Source organism: Bacillus sp. OxB-1 (assembly GCF_000829195.1).
Lineage (GTDB): Bacteria > Bacillota > Bacilli > Bacillales_A > Planococcaceae > Sporosarcina.
In genome coordinates, this window is sequence record NZ_AP013294.1 from 1,193,190 (window position 1) to 1,207,081 (window position 13,892).

Sequence of the window (13,892 nt, forward strand, 5' to 3'; positions counted from 1 at the left end):
GATGGTCGTCGGACTTGTTCTGATCCTTGGGGCTTGTACTCCGAAAGAATCGTCCCAACCGAAACCCGCTCCTGCCCCTGTTCCGACACCAGAAACTCCGGCTGAGGAGGCAACCGATAAACTGACTCCGTTGGACGAACGGGTAAAAATCTTGATTGCCGAAGATGGCGCGGCTTCGGGTGCGGGATTCTATATCGCAAAAGAAAAAGGATATTTTGAAGAAATGAATATCGAAGTGGATTTTGCCGATTTTGCGAACAGTGATGATATGTTGCCAGCCCTGGCTGCCGGAGAAGTAGACATTGCGGGCGGCGTGTCAACTGCATCTTTCTTTAACGCCATTGCGCAAGGAATCGACGTGCGCATCATTGCGGATAAGGGCCATAATATGCCGGGGAAATCGTATTTCACGTTTGTCATCGGCAACCATATGGTCGATGTGATCAAGGATTATCCAGACTTCAAAGGAAAGAAAATTGCCGTCTCATCCCGTAACTCCATTGATGGATATATTTATGAAGAGATGTTGAAGCATGCCGGCCTCACAGAGGATGATGTGGAATACGTCCATATTGCGGACTTCGGGGCGATGTTGGGGGCGATTGACTCCGGTACGATTGATGCCGCGCTCAGTATCGAGCCGCTCATTGCACAAGGAGTCGCCAATGGGTTCCACCACCGGTTCAAAGATGCGACAGATTATGCGCCTGAATCACAGATCGCCATGGTTCTCGCCTCGCCGAAGTTCATGGAAAACGATCCCGTATCCTTGCGTTTCATGGCTGCTTATTTAAAAGGAGTCCGTGACTATAATGACGCGTTTTTCAAAGACATCGGCAAGGAAGAGGTCGTGGATATAATGGTGAAGCATACGGCCTTGAAAGACCCAGCCCTATGGGATCAGGTGAACGTCACCGGCCTAGATGCAAACGGCAAGATGTTCGTAGAGGATATAAAGAAACAATATGATACGTATAAGGCGAACGGGGCGATCCGGGGAGAAATCGATTTTGATAAAGCGGTTGACACTTCCTTGGCGGAAGAGGCCGTTGAAATATTGGGAGTGTATGAGTAAAGTGAGCAAGAAGCGGCGTCATGATTCGGTCAGAAGTTTGGCCGGGTTATGGCGTTTTTTAGCTTTATTCAGCGGAAGACTCCCACTTATATAGGTGGTGGGATAAATGCGGTTTCATCTCCTGTTCGGCGGGTATTCAAATTCCCGCTGAATAGGGGAACTCAGACTAAAACCGCCGCATCCTGAAAGGTGCCTTAATTTCTGCAAAGATCGCAGAAATTAAGGCAAATCGAACCCTATGCTGTTCGATTGTCAACGTCTGAGTGACCAACTTCCTGTTGGCCCTAAGCCTCCGACGCACAGGACGTGGCGTTTGTGTCGGCGGACGGGTGTCATGGATTTTTAAGGGAAGCCTAATTACAGTTTTTTCAGACAGCAAGAGATATAATTTTACTAGACAGATGAAAAAGGAGTTGATTGATGATGAATACGATTTTTATCGCTGGACATGCAAGGCTCCCATCAGGAATGGCGGCACAAAATATGTATGAAACACTCACGATTACGGCTGAAATTGATAAGAAGTACGGCGTAATCGTGACGGCTAGTTGTACGTTGGCGACACTTCACGGAAGGGATTTTTTTCAACAAATTTTAAAAGGCCATAGTTTGCAGGATGGTATTGAAAAGCCTATCGCGGATATTAAAAATCATTACTTGGGAAAGGCGAGCAATGCGTTGGTCTCTGCGCTGAAGGACTTACATAAACAATATGAAAATCTCAAAGGTTGAGAGATGGCAGATTAAATATTTGAATAAATTAGACATTTCTATTTACATTTCAGTTTAGTTGTACTACTATTACTAGTAACACATCATGCAGAAACGTTGCCACGTTCACCACGCATGAGTTATGAGAGAAATTAAAAAGCCAAAATCTGCCTAGTCTGCAAAAACCCTTCGCCAGGGGTTGTGACGTAGACATGAAGCCAGTTCAATTTGACTCCAGCATGCCTGAAGTCTATTTGAATTGGCTTTTTACATTTCCGATCAAAACGAAAAGGAGAATGGATATGAATTTTACTTTTACAGAAGAGCAGGAAATGTTGCGCAATACGGTACGAGGTTTTGTGGATAAGGAAATTATGCCGTACATCGGGGAATGGGATCGTGCCGGCCAGTCCGATCCAGCAATATTCAAACGGCTTGCCGAACTCGGTTTGATGGGGGTGTGCATTCCAGAAGAATATGGCGGAAGCGGGATGGACTATAATTCATTAGCCATCGTTTGTGAAGAATTGGAACGGGGAGATACCGCTTTCCGGACGGCTGTTTCCGTCCATACGGGATTGAATAGTATGACGTTATTGCAGTGGGGGACGGAGGAACAAAAGAGGAGATATTTAATTCCCCAATCGAAGGGTGAGAAGATTGGGGCCTTCGGTTTGACGGAGCCCGGGGCCGGTTCGGATGTCGCGGCTCTGGAGACGACCGCGAAGCGCGAGGGGGATCACTATATCCTCAATGGTCAGAAGACCTGGATCTCTCTCTCTGACATTGCGGACAACTTCATCGTGTTTGCTTATACGGGTGACCGTGCAGAAAAACATAAAGGGATTTCAGCATTTATCGTAGAACGTAGTTGGGAGGGGTTCTCATCAAAAGCGATCAAAGGGAAATTGGGAATCCGCGCGGGGAATACGGGGGAACTTTTCTTTGAAGATGTGAAAGTCCCGAAAGAAAATCTGCTTGGCAAAGAGGGCGAAGGATTTAAAATTGCCATGGCAGCACTGGATAACGGCCGTTTCACTGTCGCAGCCGGAGCTGTCGGGCAAATCATGGCTTGTCTGGAGGCGAGTGTGAACTATTGCCACGAACGTGAAACGTTTGGCAAAGAGATCGGCAAGCATCAGCTTGTCCAGCAGATGATTGCGAAGATGGAAGCGGGTTATCAGATGAGCAGATTGCTAGTGTACCGCGCCGGAGAATTAAAGAATGCGGGCAAACGGAACACGAGAGAGACTTCGCTCGCCAAATGGCAGGCATGTGATTTTGCCAATCAAGCAGCGGATGATGCCGTACAAATCCACGGGGCTTACGGTTATTCGGATGAGTACCCGGTCGAGCGTTACTTGCGAAATTCCAAGGCGCCGGTCATTTATGAAGGGACACGTGAAATCCATACGATCATGCAGGCGGAATACGTACTTGGGTACCGGGAAGATAAGCTGCTGAATCAAATGCTCCCTGCCTGGAAAGTCGAACAGACCATCTAGTCCGCGGTAAAGGGGGAAGCCCGCTGACGATGCTTCCCCTTCCCAAAGACTTGATTGCAAACGGTTACATAACCCTTGGATCCGTTTAAATAAGACCATCTGATGGGAGTGTGGATGAAGATGAATTTTGATTTTGATATTGAACAGGTGTCTTTTCAGGAGATGTTGCGGGACTTTTCACTGAAAGAACTCCTTCCCCAGTATACGAAATGGGATCGAGACAATACCTTCCCTCGGCATTTATGGAAAAAGCTTGGGGAACTGGGCGTCAACGGACTTCGGATCCCGGAAGAATACGGGGGGAGCGGCGCGGATTGCGTCATGACCGGTATAGCAGCGGAGGAAATCGGCAGGGGAGATTTCAATTTGACGTATGCGGTCATGTTAAATGCCCTAGCGTCAGAGATCATTAGTAATCACGCGACGGAAGAATTGAAGAAAACGTGGCTTCCTCAAATTGTGAGCGGCGAAAAAGTGGTCGGTGTCGCCATTACCGAACCGGCGGCGGGAACAGATGCAGGCGGCATCCTTTCCACTGCTAGGCGGAAAGGGGATCATTATATCCTGAACGGTGAAAAGTCCGGAATCAGCGCGGCGACAATCGGTGATATGTTCATTGTGTTTGCCAAGACCGACCTAGATGCGGGAAGCCGGGGGATCAGCGCATTCATCGTTCCTACCGATCTCCCGGGGGTGGAATGCAAAGGCTATGACGATATGGGGAATAAGCTGATCGGAAGAGGCTCCGTTTATCTGAATGATGTGGAAGTGCCGGCTGAGAATTTGATTGGCCTAGAGAATCGCGGGTTTGCCCAAGTGATGAACGGTTTCGACTTAAGTCGTTTGCTCATCGGGCTCCAATGTGCCGGAGCGGCGTTCCAAAGCATTGATGAAACGATCGAACATGTGAAGAACCGGCATTCATTCGGAAAACCATTGGCGACCTACCAGGGCGTCTCCTTTCCGATCGTTACCCATTACACCAACTTGGAATTGATCAAATGGCAAGCCTATCGCGGTCTATGGCTGCGAGATCAAGGAAGAAAGCATTCCAAAGAAGCGTCATCCGTGAAATGGCTCGGCCCTAAAATGAGTCAAGAAGCTATTCACGAGTGCATGTTGCTAAATGGGCATTATGCCTATACGGAGGAGATGCCGCTGGAGCAGCGCTTGCGGGATGTGATCGGTTTGGAAATCGGGGATGGTACGGCCCAGGCGAATAAATTTGTCATTGCCAAAGAGATCATTGGAAAAGAGTATCGACCGTATTGATTTCTCAAAATAGGAAATGGAGGACGACAACATGGAATTACAAGATGTGATTTATAAAAAAGAGGATGGGGTGGCAACGATCACCATCAACCGACCAGAAGTGTATAATGCTTTTCGCTCTCTGACAGTGAAGGAGCTGATTTGGTCCTTTCGGGATGCGTGGGATGACAACCAGATTGGGGCCGTTATTTTAACTGGTGTCGGAGAGAAAGCATTTTGCACGGGAGGCGACCAAAGCAAAAAGGGGGATGATAGCGGATATGATGGTTCTGGCGGGCTTGGCGGCGGTATCGGAATGGAAATCGAAGCATTGCATCATACGATCCGGAATATTCCCAAACCGGTCATTGCGGCAGTGAATGGCTATGCCATCGGAGGCGGGCATGTGCTTCACGTCATCTGTGATTTGACCATTGCATCCGAAACGGCCATCTTCGGCCAGACCGGCCCGAAAGTGGGCAGCTATGACGCCGGCTTCGGCTCGGCTTATTTGGCCCGCGTTGTCGGAGAGAAAAAAGCAAGGGAAATTTGGTATTTATGCGAGAAGTACTCCGCGGAAGAGGCAAAGGAAATGGGACTGGTGAATAAAATCGTACCGGCTTCAGAATTGATGGCCGCTGCGGAGGATTGGGCGAGAAAAATTGCTGAAAAGAGCCCGACAGCCATCAAGATGTTGAAATACTCATTCAACGCAGATTCGGCAAACATCAGTGGTATTACACAAATGGCGATGGGCAGCCTAGCCATGTTTTACAACACGGAAGAATCCGCGGAAGGACGAGATGCTTTTTTGGAGAAACGCCCTGTGGACTTTAAAAAATTTAGAGGATAGCAAATAAGGAGGAGTAATAATGGGATATGAGACAATCTTAGACTCTGCTTATCTGAATAACTATCAATCAAAGTGGCCGAATAAAACAATTTTGGACTACCTAAATGAACAAATTGCAAAGTCTCCGGATAAAGTTGCGATTATTGATAAAAAAAGCCGCTATACGTATAAAGAACTTGGTGAACTGGTCGATCGCGTTGCACTCGGACTATTGGAAATCGGTTTGAAAAAAGGAGACGTCATTTCATTCCAACTTCCCAATTGGAATGAGTTCGTCATTTTATATTTTGCCGCTACGCGTATCGGAGCAATCAGTAATCCATTGATCCCGATTTACCGGGAACGTGAAATTGGCTTTATGGTGAAGATGGCAGAGTCCAAAATGATTGTCATTCCCGACGAGTTCCGAGGGTTCCAATATGCGGAGATGATTGGCAAACTACTGCCGCAATGGCCTTCCATGGAACATGTCTATGTACTGGGGGACAAGATCCCGCCAGGCATGAAGTCTTTCGATTCCTTACTTGCAGAGCCATGGGAAAAACGGAAGGATGTCGCCGTACTTGATGAAATTGTCCATGATCCGAATGAAGTGACGGAAATCATCTTCACTTCAGGAACGACAGGAGATCCAAAAGGAGTTATGCATACGCATAATACGATTAATGTCGCGGCTTCCTATTGGATCGATCATCTATCGTTGACACCTGAGGATACTATTTTCATGGCTTCGACGTTCGCGCATCAGACAGGATTTCTTTATGGTGTCAATTTGCCGATCATCTATGGAGGAACGGGTGTCTTCCAGGATATTTGGAATCCGGAAGAATTCCTTGAATTGATTGAGAAGGAAAACATCACCTTCACGGCGAGTGCTACGCCGTTTTTACAAGATACTGTCAAAGCGGCAAAAGCGAGCACAAATGATGTGAGCTCCCTTCGGATTTTCATTGCAGTCGGGGCGCCGATCCCGCGTGTTCTCGTGAAGGAGGCACGCAAAGCGTTGCCATGTGCCATCTTGACGGGTTGGGGGCAAACGGAAAATGGCATGGTGACCATTACCTTGGTGGACGATACGGAAGAAAAAATTACAGGAACGGATGGGAAAGCGTTTCCGGATATGGAAGTGAAAGTGGTCGATCCATCGGGGAACACATTGCCGCCTCATGAAGAAGGCTATCTGATGTGCAAAGGTCCCGCCTTGTTTGTCGGCTATTTGAAACGAATTACAGAAACGAAAGACGAATTCCAGGACGGCTGGTTCACTACAGGGGATAGCGCGGTAATGGATGAGGACGGCTATATTCGAATTACCGGACGTGTCAAAGACATCATCATCCGGGGTGGTGAAAATATCCCAGTTGCGTACGTTGAAAATGTCCTCTATGAACATCCGGATATTGAAACCGTTCAGCTCGTGGCGATCCCGGATGATCGTCTTCAAGAGAAGGCCTGCGCTGTCGTCAAGATGAAAGAGGACAGGGCTCCTCTGACGATGGAGAAAATACAAAAATTTTTGGAGGAAAAAGGGATCGCCAAGCAATATTGGCCGGAGTATCTTGAATTGATGGACGAGCTGCCGACTACTGCGAGTGGCAAAATCCAAAAATTCAAGCTCCGCGAAATGATAAATGAAAAAATCTCTACTCATACGATGGGGTAGGCAAAGGATGGGGGAATGTCCGATGGAAAAGCGGATTGCATTTGTGACAGGTGGCGGGAGCGGCTTGGGAAGGGAGATTGCCCGAGTCCTGGCCTCGAAAGCGATGAAGGTCGTAGTGGCGGATATCAATAAAGAAAATGCCGAGGAAACGGTTGCGCTGATTGAGGAAGAGGGCAATGAAGCGAAAGCGGTCTATTGCGATGTCTCCGATTTGGAAGTCGTACAGAACGCCGTGAAGGAATCTGTCCAACATTACGGAAAAATCGATGTGTTGATCAATAATGCGGGATGGGACAAAGTGGAGCCGTTCCTCCAGAGTGAGCCTGATACTTGGCAGAAAATCATCAATATTAACCTGCTTGGCCAAATCAATACTTGCAAAGAAATTTTACCTCTTATGATTGAAAATGGCTATGGAAAGGTGGTCAATATCGCTTCGGATGCTGCCCGGGTCGGATCGAGCGGGGAAGCGGTCTATTCCGCCGCAAAAGGTGGTGTTGTAGCGTTCACGAAGACGTTGGCGCGTGAGATGGCACGTCATAAATTGAACGTGAATTGCGTCGCTCCTGGACCTGCCGATACACCTCTATTCCAAAAGATCGGGGAAGAATTCGAAGGGCTTGCCAACTCTTTGGAAAAAGCGATCCCCCTTCGCCGATTGGCACAGCCAAAAGATATCGCGGGGGCAGTCGCCTATTTCGTTTCGGAAGATGCGGAGTATGTGACAGGCCAAACGCTCTCCGTCAGTGGCGGTTTGACCATGATTTGATGTTGGGGGAGCCGTCACTACATTGGATAGTGCGGCTTTTCTTCTTTTGTAAGGTTCGTTCAAGCAGCTATGCACGCATGGGAGGGATGGAAATGGATCTTGGCATAAAGGGAAGGACAGTGTTGGTTACCGGTGCTGCAAAAGGAATCGGAAGAGCGATTGCGACAGCGCTGGCGAAAGAAGGTGCCCATGTGGCGCTTCACTACCAAACTTCGGAAGAGGAAGCGCAGGAAACGAAGGAGATGATCTGGAATTCAGGCGGCCAGGTTACCTTGGTGAAAGGGGATCTTGCTTCGCTGGAAGATGTGCAGCATATGAAGGATACGATTGAGTCGGAGCTCGGCTTTGTCCATTCGATTGTAAATAATGCCGGCTATGCACAGTACAAACCTTTTTTTAAATACAGCCCCAATGAATGGAGACGGGAGGTAGATGTGTGCCTCTATGGAGTTGTCCATCTGGCACATGTGTTCATTCCAGATATGATAGAACAAAAGGGAGGTAAATTGATAAATATTATTGGAGATTCTGCCCGTACCGGTGACCGGAATTTGATCATATCTGCAGCTGCCCGAAGCGGCGCGGTCAGTTTTCTAAAATCCTTGGCGCAAGAGGTCGGACGCCATCAGATTCAATGTAATACGGTTTCGCTAGGACTGACCGATCAAGGGCAGTCGTATGAAGCTGCTACATTGGATAAAATTTTAAAACAATATCCATTGAAACGGCTCGGAACACCGGATGATGTAAAGGGGGCCGTCCTTTTTTTATTATCGTCTTTGTCAGATTGGATCACTGGCCAAGTGCTGTCTGTCAATGGAGGACAAAGCATGATGGATTAATCCATATACAAATAGAATGGAGGAAATGCAATGCTGGATACATTTGCGCCCGAAATCGATCAAATCAAACAAATGGTTCGAAACTTCGTGGACAAGGAGGTAGAGCCTTTTGCCCAACAAATTGAAGAGGAAGACCATATTCCTGGACACTTAGTTGAGACAGCGAAAGAACTAGGCTTGTTTGGAATGAGCATACCGGAAGAATACGGTGGAATCGGCTTAAGCGTTGTTGGAAAAGCAGCCGTTCTAGGGGAATTGGGACGTTCCAGTAATGGCTTTGCCACTTTGATTAGCGCTCACACCGGAATTGGAAGTGTCGGCTTGGTCCGATTGGGTTCCGAAAGACTAAAACAGAAGTATTTGCCGGATATGGCAATCGGTAAAAAGATCGGCGCGTTCGCCCTCTCGGAGCCGGGAGCGGGATCGGATGCGACAAACTTAGCGACGATTGCAGAAAAGCGCGGAGATAAATGGATACTCAATGGGACCAAACATTTCATCACCAATGCACCGATCGCAGATGTTTTTACAGTGTTCGCTTTGACGGATAAAGAAAAAGGGGCAAAAGGGGGAATCACTTCATTCGTCGTAGAAAAAGAGTTTCCCGGGCTGACCATCGGCAAGCAGGATAAAAAAATGGGGTTGCGTGGCTCCTATACGGCTCAGCTGATTTTCGATAATTGTGAGGTGCCGGAGGAGAATGTCATTGGAGAAGTCGGCATGGGATATATGTCGGCATTGAAAATTTTAGGCGAAGGCCGGGTGGGGCTTGCCGCCAGAGCAGTCGGGTCCTGTGAAAAGTTAATTGAATTATCCGCTTCTTATGCGCAAGAACGAGAGCAATTCGGAAAACCGATCGCAGAAAATCAGGCGATTCAATGGATGCTGGCCGATATGGCGACGGAAACGGAAGCGGCCCGCATGCTTATGCTGAAAGCTGCGAACCTGTTGGACGTCGGAAAGAAAGCGATTAAAGAAGCCGCTATGGCCAAGTTATATGCCTCCGAAGTATTTAACCGGGTCGCCGATAAAGCGGTTCAGATCCATGGCGGCATGGGATATGTATCCGACTATCCAATTGAAAGGTTTTACCGGGATGCACGAATCACGACCATTTACGAAGGGACGAGTGAAGTGCAGCGGATTATTATCGCTCGGGATGTGTTGCAAGCAAACCAATAAAAAATGTCGGTGGAGTTGGTTCTTAGTGTGAAGGATGGAGTGAAAATAGAAAATGGAAATAAATAACGTAGCTGTCGCAGGTTCTGGCGCGATGGGGTCGCAAATTGCGATGGTCTGTGCGCTTGCGGGTTATCCAGTCGTGTTACAGGATATTTCACAGGAAAGCCTCCAGCATGCGAAGCATTTTCTGGAAAAGCAGATAGAACGGCGGGTCGAAAAAGGGAGATACTCAAGGAGAGAGGTCGGGGAGGCATTCAGGTGCCTCACCTTTACGACCGAAATTGAAGAAATGGCGAATGCCAATATTGTCATTGAAGCGATTGTTGAAAAATTGGATGCCAAGCGAGAGTTGTTTACGAAGCTCGACCGGTTTGTTGCCCCCGATACGATATTGGCAACAAATAGTTCGACCATCGTCAGTTCGAAAATAGCCGATGCTGTCGGCCGGCCGGAAAATGTTTGCAATATCCATTTTTTTAATCCTGCCCTTGTCATGGAGCTGGTTGAAGTGGTGAAAGGTCCTCATACTTCTGAGGAAACTGCTGCAAAAAGTGTGGAATTCGTGGAGAGCATCCGGAAAGTGCCCGTGTTGCTCAACAAGGAGATTTCAGGTTTCATTGCCAATCGAATTCTTGGAAAATTAACAGATGAGGCGATCTTTCTCTATGAAAATGGCTATGCGACGCCGGAAGAGATCGATCTTGCCTGCATGAAAGCATTGAATCATCCGATTGGTCCATTCGCACTGATGGATTTGACTGGCTTGGATGTACATTACCTCGTTCGGAAGCAGCGGTATGACGAAAGTGGTGATGAGAAGGAAAAGCCGTCGCGGACTGTTACTGAAAAAGTGGAAAAAGGCGAACTTGGCAAAAAGACGGGAAAAGGATTTTATGATTACGACGCCCAAGGCAATTGGTTGGGCCGTTAAACGCAAACCACAGGCAGGAGGGAAGGGGATTGAAAAGCTATCGCAATATCATCGTCGAAAAAAAGAATAAACTAGCCTATTTGATCATTAATTTACCGGAACAACGAAATGCCTTGAGTAAGGAAACGCTGGATGAAATGAGGAACGCACTAGAATGGCTGAAAGAAGACGACGAGACCCATTGCGTCATTTTTACGGGACAAGGGGATACATCATTTGCGGCAGGAGCAGATATTAAACAGCTGGAAAACCGCCGGCCGATGGATGTCTTTTCCGTCGGAAGCATGCAGGACGTCTACGATTATATCGAAGCGTATGACAAACCAACTGTCGCCATGGTAAATGGATTTGCACTTGGCGGTGGATGCGAGCTCGCGATGGCCTGTGATATTCGGATCGCTTCCGCTACTGCAAAATTTGGGCTTCCCGAACTGAATCTTGGCGTCATCCCAGGGGCAGGGGGCACACAGCGGCTGGCCCGTCTGATCGGTAAAGGAAAAGCGATTGAATTGATTCTGACAGGAAAAATTATCACTGCGGAAGAAGCCGAAAGAATCGGTCTGATTTCCGAATATGTTTCTCAAGATCGGTTGCAAGAGGCGGTGGAAGAAACGGCAAACTGTATCATAACAAAAGGTCCATTAGCTGTGAAGCTTGCTAAAATGGTTATTCACACAGGATTTGATACGGATATGAAGGCAGGTTTGCTCATTGAAAAGCTTGGACAAGCCGCCTTATATTCGACAGAAGATAAAATGGAGGGCACTCGTGCCTTTTTAGAGAAACGCACACCTGAATTTATTTCAAAATAGCTTTTTAGCTGGTAAATGAAGAAACAACCTGTACTTGTCCTAAGTCACAGGTTGTTTCTTTTTCGATACCGCGGTTTGATAGCTATGTAATCCCATGCCGATAACGATGATAACAACGCCGGCCAATGATATCGGGCCGGGCAGGGGGAGGCTGAGAATCAACATTTCCCCGAGCATGGCGAAGATGAGCTCTGTGGATTGGGTCGCTTCCACGGCTGCCAACTTTCCTTGATCTTCCCGGACGAGGTCGGTTGCCATGAAGAACAGCGATGTCGCAATGACGCCTGAACTGACCGCCACGATGAGAGATTGGACAACCTGGCTCCAAGACGGCGGCCCGACTGTCCATAAAGCGTAGATTGCAAATCCGATCCAAACGGGAAGCGTCATGAGAGTCATGGCAAGCACCCGTTGGAACATGTCGAGCCGCCCGCCGAGCAAGTCCATCATTTTCCGGTTCCCGAGCGGATAGGCAAAGGCGGCTATCAATAAAGGCAAGGTTCCGAGCCATAAGACTTGTGCCTCGACACTTTGCGCATTCGGAATTTGGATGATTATAATCCCGATGAAGATGATGGATGAAATGCCGAGCGACAATAGGGGAATGCGCTGACGTATGTTCCGTTCGCCTTGGCTCGTTTGCACCCTAATTGAAAAGAGCGGTGCCAGGAGAACACCGGCAACGATCGTCAATTGCCAAGTCCCGGCGAGCAGCCATCCGGGACTATAAGCAGCGGAGAAGGTGAGCGGCGCATAGAACAGGACGAATGCCACGAAGCTCCATAGAAAAAATGGAGCGGGTTTTGCGGACATCTCCCTTTTCACATCGCCGAGCCCTTTCCGGTACGCCACAATCGCCACCAAGAATGGAACCATGAAAAAATAGCGGAGTGACGCACTCCAGAGCCAGCTGCCGCCCGATAATTCCATCGAGCGGTTCAAGACAAAGGTGACTGCGAAGAAGAGGGAGGAGAGGATCCCGATCCAGATGGCCTTCATTCCAAACCCTCTCAGGCGCGAGCTTCGAAAAGCTTCACGGCCTCAATGATGACCTCGGTCGCCTTCACCATATTATCAGCGGAGATATATTCATATTTCCCGTGATAGTTTTCGCCGCCTGTGAAAATATTCGGCGTCGGCATGCCCATATAGGAAAGCTGGGACCCATCCGTCCCGCCCCGGATCGGGATGATTGCCGGCTCGATATCCAATTGCTTGAACGCCTCTGCGATGATGTCGACAATTTCCATGACCGGCTCGATTTTTTCCCGCATATTGAAGTATTGGTCTGTCAGTTCTAGTGTGATGGCCTGCTCTCCGTACCGCGTTTGCAAATCTTGCACCACATCTTCAAAAAGCTGTTTTCTCGCTTCGAACTGGTCACGGTCAAAATAGCGGATGATATAGTGAAGTGTCGTTTCCTCGACCGTTCCCTCCACTTCCATGAGATGAATAAACCCTTCATACCCTTCCGTCTTCTGTGGTATTTCTTCCGTGGGCATCGCCGCTTGAAATTCGTGGGCGATCAAAAGAGAATTCACCATCTTGCCCTTGGCGGAGCCAGGATGGATATTCGTACCATGGAACGTGACTTTCGCTCCGGCTGCATTAAAACTCTCATATTGTAACTCGCCGAGCGGCCCTCCATCCATCGTGTAAGCAAATTCGGCGCCGAATGCCTCCACGTCAAATTTATGCGGCCCCCGTCCGATTTCTTCATCCGGCGTGAACGCGACACGCAGTTTCCCGTGTTTGATCTCCGGATGTTGAATCAAATACTCCATCGCGGTCATGATTTCTGCGATGCCAGCTTTATTATCCGCACCTAGCAGAGTCGTCCCGTCGGTAGTGATCAATGTGTGGCCCACATAATTCGTGAGCTCCGGGAAATCGGAGACCTTCATAACCGTGTTTTCATTCAACCGGATATCTGTCCCGTCGTAGTGATCCACCCGCTGAGGATTCACATTCTTCCCTGTATAGTCTGTCGCCGTATCCACATGGGCCAGAAATCCGATGACGGGAATGTCCCGTGCCGTATTGGCAGGCAAGGTGGCAAATAAATAGCCGTTGTCGTCCAATGTGATTTCCTGCATGCCGATTGCTGTCAATTCCTTTTCCAGCTCATGCAATAAATTCCATTGCCCTGGCGTGGAAGGGGTCGATTGGCTATCGGCGTCCGATTGTGTGTCGATTTTGGCATACCGGATCAATCGTTCGATCAGGCGTTCTTTCATAACTGCATACCTCCTTAGTCGAAATTCCACTTCATCCAGCTTAGGTTTTATCTTATCAGAC

13 protein-coding genes are annotated in these 13,892 nt (G+C 48.3%); 11 read left to right on the forward strand and 2 right to left on the reverse strand.

Annotation, left to right across the window (positions count from 1 at the left end; all coding sequences use genetic code 11):
• Position 1 precedes the first annotated feature (1 nt).
• From OXB_RS06050 to OXB_RS06100, 11 genes are all read left to right on the forward strand, one after another.
• Positions 2 to 1,075: an ABC transporter substrate-binding protein gene (locus OXB_RS06050; RefSeq protein ID WP_041076355.1), complete on the forward strand. Its 1,074-nt coding sequence runs from the start codon at positions 2 to 4 to the stop codon at positions 1,073 to 1,075.
• Between the two features lie 423 nt (positions 1,076 to 1,498).
• Positions 1,499 to 1,807 (forward strand): DUF3870 domain-containing protein, encoded by a 309-nt coding sequence (locus OXB_RS06055; protein WP_041076357.1) that lies wholly within the window; start codon positions 1,499 to 1,501, stop codon positions 1,805 to 1,807.
• Positions 1,808 to 2,088: 281 nt separating this feature from the next.
• On the forward strand, positions 2,089 to 3,291 hold the full coding sequence (locus OXB_RS06060; protein ID WP_041076359.1) for an acyl-CoA dehydrogenase family protein: 1,203 nt from the start codon (positions 2,089 to 2,091) through the stop codon (positions 3,289 to 3,291).
• 120 nt (positions 3,292 to 3,411) lie between these two features.
• Positions 3,412 to 4,563, forward strand: coding sequence for an acyl-CoA dehydrogenase family protein (locus OXB_RS06065; RefSeq protein WP_041072690.1), 1,152 nt, complete (start codon positions 3,412 to 3,414; stop codon positions 4,561 to 4,563).
• 31 nt (positions 4,564 to 4,594) lie between these two features.
• Positions 4,595 to 5,395 (forward strand): 1,4-dihydroxy-2-naphthoyl-CoA synthase, encoded by an 801-nt coding sequence (menB, locus tag OXB_RS06070; protein ID WP_041072691.1) that lies wholly within the window; start codon positions 4,595 to 4,597, stop codon positions 5,393 to 5,395.
• 19 nt (positions 5,396 to 5,414) lie between these two features.
• Entirely contained in the window at positions 5,415 to 7,058 is a 1,644-nt protein-coding gene (locus OXB_RS06075; RefSeq protein ID WP_041072693.1) for an AMP-binding protein, read from the forward strand.
• A 22-nt stretch (positions 7,059 to 7,080) separates the two neighbouring features.
• Positions 7,081 to 7,827, forward strand: a complete 747-nt coding sequence (locus OXB_RS06080) for an SDR family NAD(P)-dependent oxidoreductase (RefSeq protein WP_041072695.1) — start codon at positions 7,081 to 7,083, stop codon at positions 7,825 to 7,827.
• A 92-nt stretch (positions 7,828 to 7,919) separates the two neighbouring features.
• Positions 7,920 to 8,669, forward strand: coding sequence for an SDR family NAD(P)-dependent oxidoreductase (locus OXB_RS06085; protein WP_041072697.1), 750 nt, complete (start codon positions 7,920 to 7,922; stop codon positions 8,667 to 8,669).
• Positions 8,670 to 8,699: 30 nt separating this feature from the next.
• Positions 8,700 to 9,851 (forward strand): acyl-CoA dehydrogenase family protein, encoded by a 1,152-nt coding sequence (locus OXB_RS06090; protein ID WP_041072699.1) that lies wholly within the window; start codon positions 8,700 to 8,702, stop codon positions 9,849 to 9,851.
• Positions 9,852 to 9,903: 52 nt separating this feature from the next.
• The gene (locus tag OXB_RS06095; protein ID WP_041072701.1) at positions 9,904 to 10,782 is read left to right on the forward strand and encodes a 3-hydroxyacyl-CoA dehydrogenase family protein; all 879 of its coding nucleotides are present in this window, start codon (positions 9,904 to 9,906) and stop codon (positions 10,780 to 10,782) included.
• Between the two features lie 29 nt (positions 10,783 to 10,811).
• On the forward strand, positions 10,812 to 11,594 hold the full coding sequence (locus OXB_RS06100) for an enoyl-CoA hydratase/isomerase family protein (protein ID WP_041072703.1): 783 nt from the start codon (positions 10,812 to 10,814) through the stop codon (positions 11,592 to 11,594).
• Positions 11,595 to 11,633: 39 nt separating this feature from the next.
• On the opposite strand, the gene OXB_RS06105 is transcribed toward OXB_RS06100, so the two are convergent.
• Positions 11,634 to 12,593, reverse strand: coding sequence for a DMT family transporter (locus OXB_RS06105; protein WP_041072705.1), 960 nt, complete (start codon positions 12,591 to 12,593; stop codon positions 11,634 to 11,636).
• Positions 12,594 to 12,604: 11 nt separating this feature from the next.
• A complete protein-coding gene (gene pepT / locus OXB_RS06110) occupies positions 12,605 to 13,831 on the reverse strand; it encodes a peptidase T (protein WP_041072707.1) in 1,227 nt (408 codons plus the stop codon).
• Between the last annotated feature and the right edge of the window lie 61 nt (positions 13,832 to 13,892).